Genomic DNA, 19,845 nt, shown 5'->3' on the forward strand with positions numbered 1-19,845 from the left:
CGGCGCCGGGTGGGCGGCCGCTCACTGTTCCAGGGATGGGAAGCGCTGTTCCCGACAGAGTTGGCGATAAGGTCGTCGTGTTCGAAAGGAGTGCGGATGCGGGCTGCGGTGATGGGATCGCCCATCGGCCATTCGCTCTCGCCCTACCTGCACAGGGCCGCCTACCAGGCGATGGGCCTCGACGGGTGGAGCTACGAGCAGTTCGAGTGCGATGAGGCGCGGCTGCCGGGGCTGCTGGGGGAGCTGGTGCCCGTGCGCGGGCAGGGGCCCGACGACGATGACGCGTGGGCCGGGCTGTCGCTGACCATGCCGCTCAAGCGGGCCGTGCTGCCGCTGCTCGACACCGTCTCGGAGCTGGCCGTCGAGGTCGGCGGGGCCAACACGGTGGTCTTCCGCGACGGGCTGCGTCACGGCGACAACACCGACATCTACGGCATCGAGCAGGCGCTGGCCGAGGCCGGGGTGCCGGCGCCGAGGTCGGCCACCGTGCTGGGCGGAGGGGCCACGGCGGCCTCCACGCTGGCGGCGCTGCGCAATCTCGGGCTGTTCGCGGTGACCCTGCTGGTCCGCGACCCCGCGCGGGCGGGGGAGACCGCCGAGGTGGCCGAGCGGCTGGGCGTGGCCCTGACGGTGGAGACGTTCGCCAAGCTCGACGCGCTCACCGAGGTGGACCTGGTGGTGTCCACGCTGCCGAGCGGGGCGGCCGACGCATTCGCCGACCGGCTGGCGCACGTGCCCGCGCTCTTCGACGTGGTCTACTCGCCCTGGCCGACCCGCGCGGCGGCGGCCGTGCAGGCCACGGGCGGCACCGTGGTCGCCGGCTTCGCGATGCTGCTGCATCAGGCGGCGCGGCAGGTGGAGCTGATGACAGGCCGGTCGGATGTGCCTGTGGAGGCCATGCGCGCGGCCGGCGAGGCGGAGATCCTCAGGCGGACGGCCAGTCGAACGGGTTGATCGTCTTCACGTCGAGCCCGGCGAAGTCCTTCACGTTGCGAGTCACGAGGGTGCAATCATGCGCGCGGGCGGTGGCGGCGACGAGGCCGTCGACGATCGGGAGCGGTCGCACGGCCTGCATCCGTCCCCATTCCTGGGCCACCACGCTGGTGATCGGCAGCATCCTGGTCCTGAACTCATGCTGAAGACGGTCGAGCCAGGACTCATAACCCCCCGCCTGCAACGGGTCCCGGCGGCGCAGGAGCTCGATCCCCTTCCGGATCTCGCCGAACACCATGACGCTCAGGTAAAGACTGGGTCCGGTGATCGTGTCGAGCCACGCCTGCACGCTCTCGTCCCTGGTGCGCTTGGTCATCTCCGACACGACGTTGGTGTCGAGGATGTAGCTCATTCGACGTCCCCGAGGTCGATGTCCCGCGTCTCGGCGCTCTGGTCGCGGGCGAGGTCGAGCACGCTCAGGTCGGGGCCCGAGAGCAGGAACTCCTTGAAGTCCGGCTGCTTCCCCTTGAGCTGACGGTATTCCTCCATGTCGAGGATCACCGCCACGTCCTGCCCATGCCTGGTGACGATCTGCGGCCCCTCGTCGTGTGCCCTGCGAACGACCTCGCTGAACCGCTGCTTGGCCTCTTGCAGTTGCCATCTGGCCGCTTCGACCTGCTCTATTGTCATGTGACCTTATTCTGACTATTTTTCTGGACAGAATTCTACGGCATGACACCTGGCCAGGAGGGATGATTCGAGGAGGCCGCGTGGTTGTGGTAATGTAGCTCTCTGATCGGTCCGGCATGCCTTGCTGGACGCGCAAGCGGAGGTCTCCTCCCACCCGAGTCGCCGAAAGGTGGCCGGGTCCAGGATCACGCCGGACTACTCCGGGGAGCTCGAGGCCACGAAAGCCATAGAGCTCAGTGGCCCCGCATGCGCGACGTGCGGGGCTTTTCGCGTTCAGCGCGAGAGGCCCTCCGGCACGACGAGCACGTAGGGATCGCAAACCTAGGAGGCCCCATCAGCACTGAGCCCCGCATCAACGAGCGTATCCGAGTTCCCGAGGTTCGCCTCGTGGGCCCGAACGGCGAGCAGGTAGGCATCGTCTCGATTCACGACGCCCTGAAGCTCGCCCAGGAAGCCGACCTTGACCTCGTCGAGGTTGCGGCCACGGCTCGACCGCCCGTGTGCAAGCTCATGGACTACGGCAAGTTCAAGTACGAGTCCGCGATGAAGGCGCGCGAGGCGCGCAAGAATCAGGCGCACACGATCATCAAGGAGATCAAGCTCCGGCCGAAGATCGACCCGCACGACTACGAGACCAAGAAGGGTCACGTGGTGCGGTTCCTCAAGGCGGGGGACAAGGTCAAAGTCACGATCATGTTCCGCGGACGCGAGCAGTCCCGGCCGGAACTCGGCTTCCGGCTGCTGCAGCGCCTCGCGGACGACGTCCAGGAGCTCGGCTTCGTGGAGTCGCACGCCAAGCAGGACGGCCGTAACATGATCATGGTGATCGGTCCGCACAAGAAGAAAGCCGAGGCCAAGGCCGAAAAGGCCGCAGCCAAGGCGCAGCGTGGCGGCGAGGACACCTCCATACAGGAAGGATGACCCGCGGTTGGGGTTAGCCTTACCAAGCACCCCGACGAGCCACCGGTAGACGAAAGACGCCGCGACCGGGTCGGCCAGCACCGGCCCGGCCACCGGCACGACCGAAACGAGGAGAGACGGCGACATGCCGAAGATGAAGACGCACAGTGGTGCGAAGAAGCGGTTCCGGCTCACCGGCACTGGCAAGATCAAGCGTCGCCGCGCCAACCGCGCCCACTACAACGAGTGGAAGTCGTCCACGCTGACGCGCCGTCTCAAGAACGAGGTCGTCCTTTCCGACGCCGATTCCAAGAAGATCAAGAAGCTGCTCGCCAAGTAGCGCGAACTTTCCCCGGGGAGAAGAAACATGGCACGCGTGAAGCGGGCGCTCAACGCCAAGAAGAAGCGCAAGGTCGTCCTCGAGAGGGCGAGTGGTTACCGTGGTCAGCGGTCGCGTCTTTACCGCAAGGCCAAGGAGCAGATGCTCCACTCCATGACGTACGCCTACCGGGACCGCAAGGACCGTAAGGGTGCGTTCCGCCGTCTGTGGATCCAGCGGATCAACGCCGCCGCCCGTCAGAACGGCATGACCTACAACCGCCTGATCCAGGGTCTGCGGCTGGCGAACATCGAGGTCGACCGCAAGATCCTCGCCGATCTCGCGGTGAACGACAGCCAGACCTTCGCCGCGCTCGTCGAGGCCGCCAAGAAGGCGCTGCCGGCGGACGTCAACGCTCCGGCCGCGAGCTGAAGCGATCGTTGACCGAGGGCCCACCGATGGCGGTGGGCCCTTTGCTGTAAGTGCGGACACTTACGGTGGGCCGCTGAACGCCACCCACCGTACGCAAGGGGAGAGCATGGCGGGATCCGAGCTGACCAACGTGAAGTCACCGCGGGTGAAGGCCGCCAGGCGCCTCACCAAGCGCGCCTTCCGCGACCAGGACCGCAAGTTCCTGGCCGAGGGCCCGCAGGCGGTACGCGAGGCGCTCCGGCTCGACGGCATCACCCTGGAGCTGTTCAGCACCGCCGAGGCCGAGCTGCGCCACCCCGAGCTGATCACCGACGCCACGCTCAAGGGTGTGCCCGTGCACCGCGCCAGCGGAGAGGTCATGGCCGAGCTCTCCCAGACCGTGACCCCGCAGGGACTCGTGGCCATCTGCCGGCTCGTCCACGTCCCCCTCGACGCGGCGCTGACCGGCGAGCCCCGCCTGGTCGCGCTGCTCGCGCACGTACGCGACCCGGGCAACGCCGGCACCGTCATGCGGGCCGCCGACGCCGCCGGCGCCGACGCGGTGGTCTTCACCGACGCCTCCGTGGACCCGTACAACGGCAAGTGCGTACGCGCCAGCGCCGGCAGCCTGTTCCATTTGCCCGTCGTCATCGGTGCACCGGTCGGCGCCGCCGTGCGTCAACTGAAGGAGCGTGGACTGCGCGTGCTGGCGGCAGACGGCGCGGGCAAGCACACGCTCGACGACGTCGATCTGTCGGGCCCCACCGCGTGGATCTTCGGCAACGAGGCCTGGGGACTGCCGGAGGAGATACTCGCCGAAGCGGACGATGTGGTCAGAGTGCCCATCTACGGACAGGCTGAAAGTCTCAACCTGGCCACCGCGGCGGCGGTATGCCTTTACTCCTCCGCAAGGGCTCAGCGAGTGCCCTAGGCGGCTGGAAACCCGCTATTGTCGGCGTTGTAGGCGGAGGAGGCGAGGTCGTGCACGGCGCAGAAACCGACGGGCGGGTGGTCACCGCCGCGTGCACGATAGCCATCGACGACCTTCCCGACGGCCTCATCGTGACCGACCGATATGGCTGCGTCCTGGCCGCCAACCGGGCCGCGGCCCGGCTCACCGGCGTCGCCCCGGAGCGCGCCATCGGCCGTCACATGAACGACGTGTTCCCCTTCCGCGACCACGACGGGCGCGACTGGTGGAAGGCGCTGGACCCCGAGGGCGGGCTGCGTACCCGCAGCAGGGTGCCCGAGCGGCCGCTGCACCTGCCGGGCGGGCAGGAGCTCTACGTCGCCGCCAGGCTCGTCCGCGAGCCGGAGCGCGGCGGTGAGGTCGAGCGCGTCGCGATCACCCTGCGTGACGGCGGCGCCCGCACCAGGCTGGAGCGCAGCCGTGCCGACCTGGTCTCCACCGTGGCCCACGAGCTGCGCTCGCCGTTGACCAGCGTCAAGGGCTTCACCGCGACCCTGCTGGCCAAGTGGACGCGCTTCACCGAAGAGCAGAAACTGGTCATGCTCGAGACCGTCAACAACGACGCCGACCGCGTCACCAGGCTCATCACCGAGCTGCTCGACGTCTCGCGCATCGAGTCCGGGCGGCTGGAGGTGCGCCGCCAGGTCGTCGATCTGCCCGCCAGGGTGCGCCGGCTCATCGCGGGCCGGGTCGCGGCGGGCGAGGCGGAGGAGCGCTTCCGGCTGATCGTCGGCGACGAACTGCCGGAGACGTGGCTCGACCAGGACAAGGTCGACCAGATTCTGGGTAACCTGGTGGAAAACGCGCTGCGTCACGGGCGCGGCACTGTGACAATAGAGATCGAGTCCGTCGGATGGGGAGTTGCCGTGTCGGTGCGCGATGAGGGCGAGGGCATCGAGCCCGAGCTGGCTCCGCGCGTCTTCAGGCAGTTCTGGCGGGGTGGCAACAGCCGCAGGCGCGGCGGCACCGGGCTCGGCCTGTTCATCGTCAAGGGCCTGGTCGAGGCGCACGGCGGGACGATCACCGTGCAGCGGGCGCCCGAGGGCGGGGCGGAGTTCCGATTTACCGTGCCCACCGGCACACCCGACTTCGCCACCTCTGCCTAGCAGCCTCGCAGAGCGCGGGATTCGGGCCCGGTGGGCCGACGCCACTAGACTCTTTCCGCTCAAGCCCTGGATACGGAGCTCACTCTTGTCTGACTACGACCCCGTCGAGGTGACACCGTTGCATGCCGACGAGGTGTCCCGCATGGAGGCCGACGCCATCGCGGCGATCAAGGCGGCTGACAGCCTCGACGCACTCAAGCAGGCCAGGCTGGCGCACGCGGGTGACCGCTCGCCCATCGCCCTGGCCAACCGCGAGATCGGCGCCCTGCCGCCGGCCGCCCGAGCCGAGGCGGGCAAGCGCGTCGGCGGCACCCGCAGAGCGATCAACGAGGCGCTGGCCGCCCGCCAGGCCGAGCTGGAGGCCGAGCGCGACGCGCGGGTGCTCGTCGAGGAGACCGTCGACGTCACCCTGCCCTGGGACCGGCGGCCGCGCGGCGCCCGCCACCCGCTGACCACGCTGCAGGAGCGCATCGCCGACGCGTTCGTCGCCATGGGCTACGAAGTGGCCGAGGGGCCCGACCTCGAAGGCGAGTGGTTCAACTTCGACGCGCTCAACATCGCCAAGGACCACCCGGCCCGCTCCGACCACGACACGTTCTTCGTCGGCTCCACCGACTCCGGCATGGTGCTGCGCACGCAGACCTCGCCGGTGCAGATCCGCGCCCTGCTCCAGCGGGAGCTGCCGGTCTACGTGATCTCGCCGGGCAAGACGTTCCGCACCGACGAGCTCGACGCCACCCACACCCCGGTCTTCCACCAGACCGAGGGGCTGGCCGTGGACGAGGGCCTGACGATGGCCCACCTCAAGGGCACGCTGGACCGCTTCGCCGAGGTCATGTTCGGCAAGGGCATCACCACCCGGTTCCGGCCCAACTACTTCCCGTTCACCGAGCCGTCCGCCGAGATGGACCTCAAGTGCTTCGTCTGCCGCGGCGCCTCGGCCGTGCCCGGCAACCCGCCCTGCCGCACCTGCAAGTCGGAGGGCTGGATCGAGTGGGGCGGCTGCGGCATGGTCAATCCGCGCGTGCTCATCGCGTGCGGCGTGGACCCCTCGCGATACTCCGGGTTCGCGTTCGGCATGGGCATCGAGCGGACCCTGATGTTCCGCCACAACGCCGAGGACATGCGTGACATGGTCGAAGGAGACGTGCGCTTCACGCTCCCGTTCGGAATGGAGATCTGATGAAGGTCCCGCTCTCCTGGCTGCGGGAGTATGTCGATCTCCCGGCGGTCACCGCCCACGAGGTGGCCGACAAGCTCACCGCGGCCGGGCTCAAGCTCGAGTCGATCAGCTCCCACGGCCATGACGTCAAGAACGTCGTGGTCGGCGAGGTGCTCGACATCGAGGAGCTGACCGGTTTCAAGAAGCCGATCAGGCACTGCCAGGTCGAGACCGGCGAGGCGACGCCCCGCGAGATCGTCTGCGGAGCCACGAACTTCGTCGTCGGTGACCGCGTTCCCGTCGTCCTGCCCGGCGGCGTGCTGCCCGGCGGGTTCGAGGTCGGGGCGCGCAAGACGTACGGGCGCATGTCCGAGGGCATGATCTGCTCCGAGCGCGAGCTCGGACTGAGCGAGGACCACGGCGGCATCATGGTGCTGCCCCCGGACACGCCGATCGGCGCGGACGTGGTCGAGCTGCTCGGCCTGCGCGACGACGTGATCGAGCTGGAGATCACGCCCGACATCGGCTACGCCCTGTCGATCAGGGGCGTGGCACGCGAGGCGGCGACCGCGTTCGGGGTGGCCTTCCGCGACCCGGCCGACGTCGAGCTGCCTCACGAGAGCGGGCCGTCGTGGCCGGCCTCGATCGCCGACCCGACCGCGTGCGACCGGTTCGTGCTGCGTGAGGTCGCCGGCTTCGACCCCGCCGCGCAGAGCCCCCTCTGGATGCGGACACGCCTCACCCGGGCCGGCATGCGGCCGGTGTCGCTGGCCGTGGACATCACCAACTACCTGATGCTGGAGCTCGGGCAGCCGCTGCACGCGTTCGACAGGGACAAGCTGACCGGCGAGATCGTCGTGCGCCGGGCCGCGGCCGGCGAGCGCCTGGAGACGCTCGACCACGTCGTACGCGAGCTCGACCCCGACGACATCCTGATCACCGACCAGACCGGCCCGATCTCGATGGCGGGCACGATGGGCGGGCTGGAGACCGAGATCTCCGGCGGGTCGACCGCCATCGTCATCGAGGCCGCCCACTTCTCCGCCACCGGCATCTCACGCGAGTCCCGCAGGCACGGGCTGGTGTCGGAGGCCTCCAAGCGGTTCGAGCGCGGCGTCGACCGGGAGCTGCCGCTGGTGGCCTCGTGGCGAGCCGTGCAGCTGCTGGCCGAGCTCGGCGGGGCGAGCATCCGGCCCGGGGTCACGCACGCCGAGGTCGAGGTGTCGCCCGCGCGCATCGCGATCCCGTCGGGACACCCGGGCGCGGTGGCCGGCGTCCCGTATGCGAAGGAGACCGTGGTCGCCCGGCTGGAGCAGGTCGGCTGCGTCGTGGTCGACGGCGACGACCCGGCCGTCCGCCAGGGCGGCGTCGACCCGACCGGGGTCGTCACCGGCGGCGCGCTCGCGGCCAAGCTGGCCGTCGCCGGCGACGACATGATCACGGTGACGCCGCCGACGTGGCGGCCCGACCTCACCGACCCGAGCGACCTGGCCGAAGAGGTCATCCGGCTGGAGGGCTACGAGAACCTGCCGTCGGTGCTCCCCGCCGCCCCGGCGGGCGCCGGGCTCACCGAGGGGCAGCGGCTGCGCAGGAGGGTCGGCCGGGCGCTGGCCGAGGGCGGCTACGTCGAGGTGCTCAGCTACCCGTTCATCAGCGGCGACGACTTCGACCGGCTGCTGCTGCCCGCCGAGGACGCGCGGCGCCGGGCGATGCGGCTGGCCAACCCGCTGTCGGAGGACGAGCCGCTGATGCGCACCACGCTGCTGCCGGGGCTGCTCAAGACCCTGGTACGCAACGTCGGGCGCGGGTTCGCGGACGTCGCCCTGTTCGAGACGGGGCCGGTCTACCGGCCGCGGGACAACGCTCCGGAGGTCGCGCCGGTGCTCGGAGTCGAGCGCAGGCCCACCGCCGACGAGCTGGCCTCGATCGAGGCGGCGCTGCCCGACCAGCCGCTGCGGGTCGCGGTCGTGCTGGCCGGCGAGTTCGAGCGATCCGGCTGGTGGGGCGGCGGCCGGCAGGCCTCCTGGGCCGACGCGGTGCAGGCCGCGCGGCTGGTGGCGGCCGAGTCGCGGCTCGAGCTGTCGATCATCGCTGACCAGCACGAGCCCTGGCACCCCGGGCGGTGCGCCGCCCTCTATGTGGGGGACACGCTCGTGGGGCACGCGGGCGAGCTGCACCCGCGGGTGATCGAGGCGTACGGGCTGCCGCCGCGTACGTCGGCCATGGAGCTGGAGCTGTCGCGGCTGGAGTCGGCCATGCCCGGTCCGGTCGAGACCCCCGCGGTGTCCGCCTACCCGGTGGCCATCCAGGACGTGGCGCTGATCGTGCCCGACTTCACGCCGGTGGCGGACGTGGAGGCGGCGCTGCGCGACGGAGCCGGGGAGCTGCTGGAGTCGATCCGGCTGTTCGACGTCTACGCCGGGGAGCAGGTGGGCGAGGGGAACAAGTCGCTGGCCTACTCGATGCGGTTCCGGGCGGCCGACCGTACGCTGACGGTCGAGGAGACGACGGCGGCGCGGGACGCGGCGGTGGCCATGGCGGCCGACCGCGTGGGGGCGCAGCTGCGGAGCGCCTGAGCTCGGAAGGGGCCGGTACGGCGGGTGCCGTGCCGGCCCTTTCGCTTACATGCGGTCGATCTCGGTGAGGTCGATGTCCAGCTCGAACGGGACCGTCAGTCGCAGCCTGCCTCGATGGATGCCGGTGAGGGCATAGGAAAGCGTGGCGGGGTCGAGCTCGTGGACGTAGACGACTGCTTGGCCGGTGTCGGTCTCGACCCGCCAGAAATGCGGGATGCCGGCCTCGGCGTAGAGGACCGGCTTGCGCTTCCTGTCGCGGGACCTGGTGTCATGGGTGACGACTTCGACCGCCAGTCGGACGTCTTGGCGAGGTAGAAGGTCTCGTCCAGGCTTTTGTGAGCCTCGGCGCGGATGACGATGACATCCGGTTCGGGGCGCTGGTCCTCGTCGAGGATGACCGTCATCCGGCTGCACACGAGGAGGTCGTCGGGGGCTGTGCGGTCCAGTGCCGAATGGAACAGCATCAGGGCCCGGCAGTGGATGGAGGTTTGCGGGGCGAAGAAGACCAGGCTGCCGTCGATCAATTCGGCGTGGTTGGGCAGTCCTGGGAGGCGATCGAGGTCTTCGGCCTTGAACCCCTCAGGGGGCGGGATGACCCATGACGGGAGGGAGTCGATGTCCTCTTCTACTGCGGTCATGGCGTAACGTTAGCGCGCCGCTACGCTACGTGCTCTGGCGTTCGGCTCTTCGCGCGGCCTGGCAGAATGCGGTGACATGACGCAGTTGCTGGTGTTCGGCGAGCGTGAGGACGCCGAGGAGGTCGCCGGGACGCTGGGCGAATGGTTCCCCGAGGCCGGAGTGCCGCGCGTCCTGCGGGAGACGCTTGCCGGGGAGGACGACGCAGAGGACGCGCAGTGGCTGATCGTCGTCGAAGGGCTCGACGAGAGTGCGCTGGCCAAGGTGGATGAGCTGGTGGAGCGGTACGACGGGTGGCGGGAGTCGGGCTGAGGCTCGGAATTCGCCAATGCGGCGTGGCGTGCCTCCGGCCGCTCAGACGGTGGCTTCTCTGCGGGCCTTTTCCGCCAGGGCGTGCTCGTCCGTCCTGGCGTCGTAGCGGCGGAACTTGGGCAGCGCCGTGCCCAGGGCCAGCACGGCGGCGACGCAGAGCAGGCCGCCCGCGCCGAGCGAGAAGCGGGTGCCGCCGAAGTTGGCCATCAGGCTGGCCCGGGCGTTGCCCAGCATCGGGCCGCTGGCGTACGACAGCAGCTCGATGCCCGCCAGCCGCCCGCGCAGCTCCTGCGGGATCGTCTGGTTCCACATGGTCATGCGGAAGATGCCGCTGACCATGTCGGCCGCGCCCGCCAGCGCTATGCAGACGAAAACCAGCCACACGTTCGGAGCCAGACCGGTCAGGGCCACCGCCACGCCCCACAGTGCTGCCGCGACAATCACCCCCAGGCCCTGACGCTGCACCCGTGCCGTCCAGGCGCTGGTGAGCGAGGCGATGAGCGCGCCCACCGCGGCGGCCGAGTACAGCAGGCCCAGCGCCTGCGGGGCGCGCAGTTCGTCGGCGAGGAACGGGAACAGCGCCGTCGCCATCGCGAACACCATGGCGGCGATGTCCACCAGGTACGTGCCCATCAGATCGCTGCGGCCCACCGCGTAACGCACGCCCTCGACCAGCGACTTCAGCGACGCGGGCGCCGCGTGCTCGGCGGGCGGCAGCGACCTCATCCGCCACAGCAGCGCCAGCGACAGCACGAAGGTGGCCATGTCGATCCCGTACGCGACCGCCACGCCGTATGTGGTCACCAGCAATCCGCCCAGTGCCGGAGCCACGATGGCGCCGAAGTTCCAGCGCAGGCTGGACAGCACCGCCGCCGCGCCCTGCTGCTCGTGCTTGACGATCTGCTGCAGCGCGGCCTCCATACTCGGGCGCTGCAGGCAGGCGATGCCGGTGGAGACGGCGCCCATCACGTACAGGACCCAGACCTGCGGGTCCGGCAGCATCGCGTTGACCATGAGGGCCGCGGAGGTCACCAGCAGTCCCAGCTCGCTCAGTACGATGATCTTGCGGCGGTCGAGTGCGTCGGCGATGGCGCCGCCCCACAGGCCGCAGACCACCATCGGCACGAACTCCGCCAGGCTCACCAGCCCGACCGCCAGATAGGAGTCCGTCAGCTCCTTCATCTGGTACGGCACCGCGACCAGCGAGATCAGCGTGCCGAACATGGTGATGACCCCGGACCCGAAGAGCAGGCGGTAGTCGCGTGAGTCGCGCAGGGGGCTCACGTCGATCGACAGGTGACGGAGCAACCGTTTCAGTCCAGCAGGCACGAAGTCAGATTGTCGGACGAATGCGGCAGCCGTGGCAAATCGTTTTCCGAGCATGAAAAGGGCCCCCGGCGGACCGGGGACCCTTGGCGGATCAGGCGGGGACCTTGTCCAGGAAGCCGAGGACCTTGCGGATCCTGCCGTCCTCGGCCAGCTCCACCACGTCGAACCCGACCGCGACCGGCTCACCGCCCGCCGGGCCCAGGTGCCAGGTGAACCTGGCGATGTCGTGGTGGGCGTCGTACACCTCGCCGGGGGTGAACACCAGGCCGGGGAACATGCCCTGCGCGCCCTCGATGACCGCGGCGATCCCGGCGTGGCCGGCCACGCCGGCGAGCGGATCGGTGTAGGTGGCGTCCTCGGTCCACAGCTCGGCCACGGCCTTGGCGCGGGCGTCGGCGTCGGTCTCGTTCCAGGCGGCGACGTAGCGCTCGATGAGAGTCATGGTCTTCCCCTTTGACTACTGGTTGCGGGCCTTGCGCAGGCCCATGATCTGGAGTTCGGCGAATCCGGCGACGGTCAAGGCCTGGGCGATGGCCCAGATCGCGCCGGCCGTGGTGAAGTTCAGCGCCCCGGTCACGACGGCGGCCACGCTGCCCAGGGTCCAGATGATGTTCAGGGCGATCACGGCCTTGGTGGCCGCCGGGCTGATCGCGCGCCGGGTGGCCAGCAGGCCGACGGCGGCGCCGTACACGAGCAGGAAGACGCCGATCCCCCGAAGCAGGGCCGCGTCCGGGCCGAGGAGGTCGCTCACGAAGCCGGCGAAGGCCAGGTAGACCAGCCCGTTGCCGCCGGTGACGACGGCGTCGGCGGCCAGCGCGAGGCGCAGGAACTTGGCCTTGTCGGCGGTGACGGTAACGGCGGTCATATCGGGCTCCTTCAGTGGTTTGTTGCGACACCTGAAAGATGTCAGCCACGGGTTGGGGCCGCGATTACGCGCCAGGTAAGTGAAAGCGGCGATACCCGGCTCGACCAGCGTGACGCGCTCAGAATGTGATGGCGATCACTGCCTGGGCCGCTTCTTGTAGGTCACCACCTTGTCGCCCTTGGCGGGGAACGCCATGATCAGGAGCCGCTGGCCGGCCTCGCGCTCGCCCTTCCACGCGAACCACGCGTAGTGCACGCGGATCCGCTAGCGGCCCTTGCGGTCGTTGAGCGAGAGGCCGGGCAGGTCGCGCGTGTATATGCCGCACAGCCGCCGGCCGTGGGCCAGGAGTCAAGCGTTTCCGAGGACCTCCCGGCGCAGGTGGGTCTTGAGGATCTTGCCGCCGGGGTTGCGCGGCAGCTCGCCGTCGCGGAACCAGACGTGCGACGGGATCTTGAACTTGGCGATCCGCTCCGACAGGAACGCCTGGAGCTCCTCGATCGTGGTCGCCGCGCCGGGGGCCAGGCGGATGACCGCGCCCACCTCCTCGCCCAGTTCCTCGTTCGGCACCCCGATCACCGCCGCGTCGTCGACGGCCGGATGCTCGAACAGCGCCGCCTCCACCTCGGCGCAGTAGACGTTCTCGCCGGCCCTGATCACCATGTCCTTGGCCCGGTCCACGATGTAGACGAAGCCCTCCTCGTCGATCTTGGCCAGGTCGCCGGTGTGCACCCAGCCGCCGACGAACGTCTGCGCCGTCGCCTCCGGCTTGTTCCAGTAGCCCAGGATGACGTTCGGGCCGCGCACGCACAGCTCGCCGACCTCGCCGGGCGGCAGCTCGATGCCCATGGGGTCCACCACGCGCACGTCCACCACGGGTGTGGGCAGGCCGATGCTGTCGGGCCTGGCGTGGTAGTCGGCGCCGCCGTTGCCGACGGCCAGGCCGGTCGTCTCCGTCATGCCGTAGCCGTTGGAGGGAGCGCGGTCGGGGAGGTTGCGGGAGATGCGCTCCAGGAGCTTGGGCGGGGCGGGGGCGCCGCCGTACCCGAGGGTGGTCAGGGACGACAGGTCGTATTCGCCGAAGTCCGGGTGGGACATGAGCTGCCAGGCGTTGGTCGGCACGCCGATCATGGCGGTGACCTTCTCCCGCTCGATCAGGCGCAGCGCCTGCCCGGGGTCCCACTTGTACATGAGCACCAGGCCGCCGCCGCTGAACATCATCGTGGTCATGGCCGAGAAGCAGCCCGTGACGTGGAACAGCGGCACGGTCAGCAGCGTGATCCGGCGCGTGCCCGCCGCCGCCCCGAGGTCCTTGCCCGACATCGCGACCGCGCGCATCAGCCCGTAGGCGACGGTCATGGGCGCCTGGCCCACGTTGCGGTGGCTGCCGAGCGCGCCCTTGGGGTTGCCGGTGGTGCCGGAGGTGTAGAAGATCGTGGCCGGGTCGTCGGCGGACAGCTCCACGTCAGGCAGTCGCACGTCGGCCGAGACCTCGCCCATCACCTCGTCGAACCCGCGCGCCCCCGTCGGCAGCGCGCCCCTCGTGACGATCAGCGGCACGCCCGTCGAGGCCAGCCGCGCGGCCCGCTCGCCGTCGGCGATCAGCACCCTCGCGCCGGAGTCACGCACGCCGTAGGCCAGCTCGGCCTCCGTCCACCAGGCGTTCAGCGGTACGGCGACGGCCCCCGCGGCCAGCACCGCCGAGAACGAGATCACCCATTCCGGGTAGTTGCGCATGGCCACCGCCACCCGGTCGCCCTTGCGCACGCCGTACTCCTCGACCAGGCGGCCCGCCAGCGTGGCGGCGCGGCGGAAGTGGTCCTCGAAGGTGATGTGCTCGTCCTCGTAGACGAGGAAGACGTTCTCGCCGTGGAACCGGCTCATCTCCAGCAGGGCGCGGAAGTGGACGGGCGCGTGCTTCCACGTGCGTACCCCGGTGCCGCCGATCTCCTCCATCTCGAAGAGCTGGCCGGGACCGGTGAGCTGGGCCTGAACCTGGGCGTGCGAAAGAGACATATGCCGACGCTCCCCGCGGTGGACGATTATTCTGGATCATTACAGTACCGACCGGTAGGTACGTCGCGCTAGCGCCACCAGAACGAGCCCATATGTGAAAGTTTCATCTATGTGCCGATAGTTTCTATCGTCAAGCTGCTGATTTGGCCGGTGCGCGAACTCGGCATTGACCCTCCACCCGCATGTCAATACCGTCAGCGATGCGATCCAAGAGGGATCGAAACTTTCGGATCGAGTGCCTGCCTCCGGAGGTAGATGTCCGTGCTTTCCTCCCCGCTCGTCAGAGTCCTCACCTTGGTGGGGGCGCTCTTAGCCGTCCTCCTGCCGGCCACCTCGGCCGATGCCTCCGCGCCCCTGCGCACGCACGCGGCGGGCAAGGGCAAGTTCATCGGCGCGGCGCTCGCCACCGGCCCGCTGGCCAACGAGAGCGCGTACCGCAACATCGCGGCCACCCAGTTCAATCAGATCACCGCCGAGAACGCGATGAAGTGGGACGCCACCGAGCCCAGCCAGGGCCAGTTCAACTTCTCCGGCGCCGACGCCATCGTCGACTTCGCCACCCAGAACGACCAGCAGGTCCACGGCCACACGCTGGTGTGGCACAGCCAGACGCCGAGCTGGGTGCAGGGTCTGAGCGCCACCGCGATGCGCAGCGCGATGCAGAACCACATCAGCCAGGTCGTCGGCCGCTACGCCGCCAACCCCGCCGTGGTCTCGTGGGACGTGGTGAACGAGGTCTTCGACGACAACGGCAACATGCGTACCTCGTTCTGGTACAACACGCTGGGCCAGAGCTACATCGCCGACGCCTTCCGCGCAGCCCGCGCCGCCGACCCCAACGCCCGGTTGTGCATCAACGACTACAACGTCGAAGGGATCAACGCCAAGAGCACCGCCATGTACAACCTGGTCTCGTCACTGCGGCAGCAGGGCGTGCCCGTCGACTGCGTCGGCTTCCAAGGTCACCTCGCCATCCAGTACGGCTTCCCCAACGACCTCCAGCAGAACCTGCAGCGCTTCGCCGACCTCGGCGTCCAGGTCCGGATCACCGAGCTGGACGTGCGCATGCAGATGCCCAGAGACGCCTCCAAGGACGCCACGCAGGCCACCTACTACCGCAACGTCGTCAACGCCTGCCTGGCCGTGACCGCCTGCGCGGGCGTCACCATCTGGGGCTTCACCGACAAGTACTCGTGGGTGCCGGACACCTTCCAGGGCCAGGGCGCCGCGCTGATCTACGACGAGAACTACCAGCAGAAGTCGTCGTACACGGCCGTGCACGACGCCCTCGCCGGCGGCTCCACCACCGACACCACCCCGCCGACCACGCCCGGCACGCCCACCGCGAGCAACGTCACCTCCAACTCGGCCACCCTGACCTGGGCCGCCTCGACCGACAGCGGCGGCAGCGGGCTGGCCGGCTACAACGTCTACCGCGAGCAGGGGGCCACGGACCCGGTGCTCGGCCAGAGCACCACGAACTCGATCACGCTGACCGGGCTCAGCTCCGGAATCCAATACCAGGTGTACGTCCGGGCGCGTGACGGCGCGGGCAACCTGTCGGGTAACTCGCCGCTCGCCACGTTCACCACGACGACCGGCCCCGGTGGCGGCGGCTGCACGGCCGCCGGGACCGTGCAGAACCAGTGGAACAACGGCTACGTGGTGCAGCCCGTCACCGTCACCAACACCGGCACGTCCGCCATCAGCGGCTGGACCGTCACCTTCACGCTGCCCGCCGGGCACACGCTGACCGGCTCCTGGAACGCAAGCGTGACCGTCAGCGGGCAGACCGTCACCGCCAAGAACCTCTCCTACAACGGCACCCTGGCGCCGAACGCCAGCACCAGCTTCGGCTTCCAGGCCGGCCGGCCGAGCGGGAACACCCAGGCGCCCTCCGGGTACACCTGCGCCTGAGGTTCGCCGGGGATCCCCTGGGCGTGCTCCTGCCGCCCAGGGGATCTCTGCTGGGCACGCCCTGCTCGGCGAGGAGCAGCTGCGGGATCGTGGCCGGGGAGTCAAGGCTCCAGGGTGATGCCTTCGCGTCCGAGGTCCTCGATGATGCCGTCCACCAGCCGCGTGGCGACCGTGTGGTGGAGCCGGCCGTCGTCGCGCAGCTCGCGTACGGCGGGCACCGGGTCGGGGTCGGCGAACAGCCGCTCATCGGAGTAGTCGACCGGCCGTCCTGTCGGGTCGAGCGTCCACCAGGACGCTTCCAGGGCGATGCCGTTCGGGTCACTGAAGTAGATCGAGCGCAGGAACCCGTGATCGATGACGTCGGTGACCTCGCAACCGTGCGCCTTGAGCCGGTCGCGGAGCCTGATGAGCGCGTCCTCGTCCGGCAGGTGCAGCGACAGGTGGTCGAACTGCGCCGCCCTGGCGTACGGCACGCCCGCGGGCTTGGCGAAGCTGTCGAGCTGCTGGTCGGTGTACTCGAAGAAGGCGACGCCCTTCAACGAGACCTCGCCGATCGCGGCCGGCGCCGCCGCGATCGGCGCTGGTCTTCCACGCCACGTACGCGCCCAGGCTCGGGACCCTACTCAGCGGCTGACCGCTTGAAACGGAGGGTGACCAGCTCGAACGGGCGCAACGTCAGCGACACCGCGCTCGCGTCGCGCCGCGGCTCGCCCACCGGGCGTTCCAGCAGGTCCGTGGCGACGACCTGGGCGACGGGGAAGCCCGCCGCCAGCGTGGCGCGGGCCCGGCCGCCGCGGGACTCGTGGCAGCGTACGATCACGTCGCCGCTCTCGTCGTCGGCCAGCTTGACCGCCGTCACCACGACCGCGTCGTCGTCCACGCTGATCAGCGGCTCCACCGCCGCGTCGCCGGGCACGCGGCGCTCGGGCAGGTTGATGAACCAGCCCTCGCGGACCGCGTCGCCGATCGTCGCGCCCGGCACGAGCGCGTGCCGGAACCGGTGCACGCCCTGGTCGGTCTCCGGGTCGGGGAAGCGCGGGGCGCGCAACAGGGACACGCGCAGCGTCGTGGTGGTGCCCGGCTCCTCGACGGTACGGGTGACGTCGTGGCCGTAGGTCGAGTCGTTGACCAGCGCGACACCCCAGCCGGGCTCCTCCATGTGCACGAAGCGGTGGTTGCAGGCCTCGAATTTGGCGGCCTCCCAGCTCGTGTTGGTGTGGGTGGCGCGGAAGGTGTGGCCGTACTGGCTCTCGGACGCGTACCGGTCGGCGTGCAGGTCCAGCGGGAAGGCCAGCTTGAGGAACTTCTCCGTCTCGTGCCAGTCGACCTCCGTGGCGATGTCGAGCCGTCCTCCGGCGAGCGTGAGGAGCTGCGTCACGGTGGAGGATCCGAAGGAGCGGGTGACGCGGACCGCGTCGCCGTCGAGGCTCACGTCGCCGGCTTCCACCAGGTCGGTGACCGTGTTGCGGTAGAACTCGTCCACGTCCCAGGCGTCCCATTTGTTGGGGAAGTCGGGGTGGAGCTGCAGCAGGTTCGCCGCCCGGCCCGGGGCCACGCTTTCCCTCCCGGCCGTCAGGTCGTAGGCCGACACCACCAGGCCGCGGTCGTCGATCTCCACCCTGAGCAGGTCGTTCTCCAGGACGTAGCCGCCACCGTCGCGAGCGCGCACGCTGGTTGCGGCGCTTGCCGAAGCGGGCCCCGCGCCGCCGGCCGCGACCCCGTGGCGGGCGTGCGGGGCCGCGTTGAAGACCAGCGTGCCACCGGACGGATCGCCCGCCAGGGCGCGCTGGGCGGTGCCGATGATGGCGGTCAGCTCCCGGGCCACCGCCTCGTACGTCCGCCGCGCCTCCCGGTGCACCCACGCGATCGACGACCCCGGCAGGATGTCGTGGAACTGGTGCAGCAGCACCGTCTTCCAGATCCGGTCGAGCTCGGCGTACGGATACGGCGTCCCCTTGCGCACGGCCGCGGTCGCCGCCCACAGCTCGGCCTCGCGCAGCAGCGACTCGCTGCGGCGGTTGCCCTGCTTGGTCTTGGCCTGGCTGGTGAGCGTGGCGCGGTGCAGCTCCAGGTAAAGCTCCCCGACCCAGACCGGCGGATGCCGATATTCGGCCTCCGCCTTGGCGAAGAAGGCCGCGGGCGGCTCCCAGGTGACGGTGGGCGAGCCCTCCAGATCGCGCAGCCTGGCCGCCTTGGCGACCATCTCGCGCGTGGTGCCGCCGCCCCCGTCGCCGAAGCCCGTCGGGGCGAGCGAGTGCCGTGCGACGCCCTTGTCCCTGAAGTTGCGGGCCGCGTGCGCGAGTTCGCCGCCCGTCATGGCGCAGTTGTAGGTGTCCACCGGCGGGAAGTGCGTGAAGATCCGCGTGCCGTCGATGCCCTCCCACAGGAACGTGTGGTGCGGGAACGTGTTCGTCTGGCTCCACGAGATCTTCTGCGTGAGCAGCCGCTTCGCCCCCGCCGCCTTGATGATCTGCGGCAGCCCGGCCGCGAAGCCGAACGTGTCCGGCAGCCACACCTCCTCGTTGTCGATGCCGAACTCGTCGATGAAGAACCGCTTGCCGTGCACGAACTGCCGGGCCATCGCCTCGGAGCCGGGCATGTTCGTGTCCGACTCCACCCACATGCCGCCCGCCGGGACGAACCGGCCGGTGGCCACCGCCTTGGTCACCTTCGCCCACACCTCGGGCCGGTGCTCCTTGATCCACGCCCACTGCTGCGCCTGCGACATCGCGAAGACGAAGTCCGGCTCGTCCTCCAGCAGCGCGGCCATGTTGGAGGCGGTGCGGGCCACCTTGCGCACGGTCTCGCGCAGCGGCCACAGCCAGGCCGAGTCGATGTGCGCGTGGCCGATCGCGCTGATGCGGTGCGCCGACGGGACGGCCGGAGCCGACAGCACGCCGGCCAGCTCGGCGCGGGCGGCCGCCGCCGTGGCGTTCACGTCCTGCAGGTCGACGACGTCCAGCGCGCGCCCCAGGGCCCGCAGCAGCTCCCAGCGGCGCGCGCCCTCCATGGGCAGCTGCGCCATCAGCTCGCCCAGCACCTCCAGGTCCATCACGAGCTGCCACACGCTCTCGTCGAAGACCGCCAGGTCCATGCGGGCCAGGGTGTAGAGCGGGTCCGTGCCGGCCGTCTCCTTGTCGCCCAGGCGCGTCGGCCGGAAGGCGGGGCGGCCGAAGATGACGGGGTTGGAGGCGGCTTCGATGTGCAGGCGCACCGGCTCGCCGCCCGCGACGGGGGACCCGATGCGTACCCACTGGTTGCGGGGGTGGAGGCCCTTCACGGGGGTGCCGTCGGGACGGTAGACGAGGCCTTCGCACTGGAAGCCCGGCATCGCCTCGGTGAAGCCCAGGTCGAGCACCGCCTCCACGGTCCTGCCGGCCCACTCCGGCGGCACGGCTCCGGTGACCGTGAACCAGCTCGTGCCCCACGGCGCGCCCCACGCGGTGCCGGGCGCGATCGGCTCCGGCGTCGCCGCCAGCCCCTCGGCGACCGGGACCGGCTCGCCCGGCGCGTGCCAGACGGCCACCTCCAGCGGCACCGACTCGGGGTGGACGGCCGGGCGGATGCGCTCGTCCAGCACGCGCTTCAGTCGGGCCTCGACCAGTTCGCGGTCGTCGTGCATCGGGGCTCCCTCGCAAAGAGTGACGGGCAGCGGTCTTTGGCACGTTAAGCATCCCCCGGTTTTCCCGGCAATGCCGGTCCGGCC

Annotated in this window: 18 protein-coding genes and 1 pseudogene; 10 read left to right on the top strand and 9 right to left on the bottom strand. The window is 70.0% G+C overall.

Going from position 1 to position 19,845, the window contains the following annotated elements; translation table 11 throughout:
• Positions 1 to 96 precede the first annotated feature (96 nt).
• Positions 97 to 954 (top strand): shikimate dehydrogenase, encoded by an 858-nt coding sequence (locus ACTMTI_RS32580; protein WP_441124477.1) that lies wholly within the window; start codon positions 97 to 99, stop codon positions 952 to 954.
• Here the strand turns inward: ACTMTI_RS32580 and ACTMTI_RS32585 are convergent.
• The gene (locus ACTMTI_RS32585) at positions 926 to 1,345 is read right to left on the bottom strand and encodes a type II toxin-antitoxin system VapC family toxin (protein ID WP_441124478.1); all 420 of its coding nucleotides are present in this window, start codon (positions 1,343 to 1,345) and stop codon (positions 926 to 928) included. The two genes, ACTMTI_RS32580 and ACTMTI_RS32585, sit on opposite strands and share 29 nt — an antisense overlap.
• Positions 1,342 to 1,623, bottom strand: coding sequence for a type II toxin-antitoxin system Phd/YefM family antitoxin (locus tag ACTMTI_RS32590; protein WP_441124479.1), 282 nt, complete (start codon positions 1,621 to 1,623; stop codon positions 1,342 to 1,344). The genes ACTMTI_RS32585 and ACTMTI_RS32590 overlap by 4 nt, the downstream gene beginning before the upstream one ends.
• Before the next feature lie 246 nt (positions 1,624 to 1,869).
• Here ACTMTI_RS32590 and infC point away from each other — a divergent pair, with 246 nt between their 5' ends.
• The 7 genes from infC (at position 1,870) to ACTMTI_RS32625 (ending at position 9,067) form a co-directional block, all read left to right on the top strand.
• Positions 1,870 to 2,544: a translation initiation factor IF-3 gene (infC, locus tag ACTMTI_RS32595; RefSeq protein WP_441124480.1), complete on the top strand. Its 675-nt coding sequence runs from the start codon at positions 1,870 to 1,872 to the stop codon at positions 2,542 to 2,544.
• Positions 2,545 to 2,668: 124 nt separating this feature from the next.
• The gene (rpmI, locus tag ACTMTI_RS32600; RefSeq protein ID WP_043622108.1) at positions 2,669 to 2,863 is read left to right on the top strand and encodes a 50S ribosomal protein L35; all 195 of its coding nucleotides are present in this window, start codon (positions 2,669 to 2,671) and stop codon (positions 2,861 to 2,863) included.
• Between the two features lie 27 nt (positions 2,864 to 2,890).
• Positions 2,891 to 3,274 (top strand): 50S ribosomal protein L20, encoded by a 384-nt coding sequence (gene rplT / locus ACTMTI_RS32605; RefSeq protein ID WP_441124481.1) that lies wholly within the window; start codon positions 2,891 to 2,893, stop codon positions 3,272 to 3,274.
• Positions 3,275 to 3,380: 106 nt separating this feature from the next.
• Positions 3,381 to 4,184 (top strand): TrmH family RNA methyltransferase, encoded by an 804-nt coding sequence (locus ACTMTI_RS32610; RefSeq protein WP_441124482.1) that lies wholly within the window; start codon positions 3,381 to 3,383, stop codon positions 4,182 to 4,184.
• A 50-nt stretch (positions 4,185 to 4,234) separates the two neighbouring features.
• Positions 4,235 to 5,329 (top strand): ATP-binding protein, encoded by a 1,095-nt coding sequence (locus ACTMTI_RS32615; RefSeq protein ID WP_441124483.1) that lies wholly within the window; start codon positions 4,235 to 4,237, stop codon positions 5,327 to 5,329.
• 142 nt (positions 5,330 to 5,471) lie between these two features.
• Complete coding sequence (pheS, locus tag ACTMTI_RS32620) at positions 5,472 to 6,512, top strand: phenylalanine--tRNA ligase subunit alpha (RefSeq protein WP_441124531.1); 1,041 nt, start codon at positions 5,472 to 5,474, stop codon at positions 6,510 to 6,512.
• A complete protein-coding gene (locus tag ACTMTI_RS32625; RefSeq protein ID WP_441124484.1) occupies positions 6,512 to 9,067 on the top strand; it encodes a phenylalanine--tRNA ligase subunit beta in 2,556 nt (851 codons plus the stop codon). Before pheS ends, ACTMTI_RS32625 begins: the two co-directional genes overlap by 1 nt.
• Positions 9,068 to 9,112: 45 nt before the next feature.
• Here ACTMTI_RS32625 and ACTMTI_RS32630 read toward each other — a convergent pair.
• Positions 9,113 to 9,705, bottom strand: a pseudogene (locus tag ACTMTI_RS32630) (Uma2 family endonuclease).
• A gap of 76 nt (positions 9,706 to 9,781) precedes the next feature.
• Between ACTMTI_RS32630 and ACTMTI_RS32635 the strand changes: the two are divergent.
• Entirely contained in the window at positions 9,782 to 10,015 is a 234-nt protein-coding gene (locus tag ACTMTI_RS32635) for a hypothetical protein (protein WP_441124485.1), read from the top strand.
• 42 nt (positions 10,016 to 10,057) lie between these two features.
• On the opposite strand, the gene ACTMTI_RS32640 is transcribed toward ACTMTI_RS32635, so the two are convergent.
• From ACTMTI_RS32640 to ACTMTI_RS32655, 4 genes are all read right to left on the bottom strand, one after another.
• Positions 10,058 to 11,344 (bottom strand): MFS transporter, encoded by a 1,287-nt coding sequence (locus ACTMTI_RS32640; RefSeq protein ID WP_441124486.1) that lies wholly within the window; start codon positions 11,342 to 11,344, stop codon positions 10,058 to 10,060.
• A 91-nt stretch (positions 11,345 to 11,435) separates the two neighbouring features.
• Complete coding sequence (locus ACTMTI_RS32645) at positions 11,436 to 11,786, bottom strand: nuclear transport factor 2 family protein (protein ID WP_441124487.1); 351 nt, start codon at positions 11,784 to 11,786, stop codon at positions 11,436 to 11,438.
• Between the two features lie 15 nt (positions 11,787 to 11,801).
• Complete coding sequence (locus ACTMTI_RS32650) at positions 11,802 to 12,209, bottom strand: hypothetical protein (protein WP_441124488.1); 408 nt, start codon at positions 12,207 to 12,209, stop codon at positions 11,802 to 11,804.
• 348 nt (positions 12,210 to 12,557) lie between these two features.
• On the bottom strand, positions 12,558 to 14,222 hold the full coding sequence (locus ACTMTI_RS32655; RefSeq protein WP_441124489.1) for a class I adenylate-forming enzyme family protein: 1,665 nt from the start codon (positions 14,220 to 14,222) through the stop codon (positions 12,558 to 12,560).
• 255 nt (positions 14,223 to 14,477) lie between these two features.
• Here ACTMTI_RS32655 and ACTMTI_RS32660 point away from each other — a divergent pair, with 255 nt between their 5' ends.
• Positions 14,478 to 16,139, top strand: coding sequence for an endo-1,4-beta-xylanase (locus ACTMTI_RS32660; RefSeq protein WP_441124490.1), 1,662 nt, complete (start codon positions 14,478 to 14,480; stop codon positions 16,137 to 16,139).
• 101 nt (positions 16,140 to 16,240) lie between these two features.
• On the opposite strand, the gene ACTMTI_RS32665 is transcribed toward ACTMTI_RS32660, so the two are convergent.
• Both ACTMTI_RS32665 and ACTMTI_RS32670 read right to left on the bottom strand, forming a co-directional pair.
• Positions 16,241 to 16,678: a VOC family protein gene (locus ACTMTI_RS32665; protein WP_441124491.1), complete on the bottom strand. Its 438-nt coding sequence runs from the start codon at positions 16,676 to 16,678 to the stop codon at positions 16,241 to 16,243.
• A gap of 80 nt (positions 16,679 to 16,758) precedes the next feature.
• Positions 16,759 to 19,761, bottom strand: coding sequence for an alpha-mannosidase (locus ACTMTI_RS32670; RefSeq protein WP_441124492.1), 3,003 nt, complete (start codon positions 19,759 to 19,761; stop codon positions 16,759 to 16,761).
• Positions 19,762 to 19,845: the final 84 nt, after the last annotated feature.

The organism is Nonomuraea sp. H19 (genome assembly GCF_052068215.1).
Lineage (GTDB): Bacteria > Actinomycetota > Actinomycetes > Streptosporangiales > Streptosporangiaceae > Nonomuraea.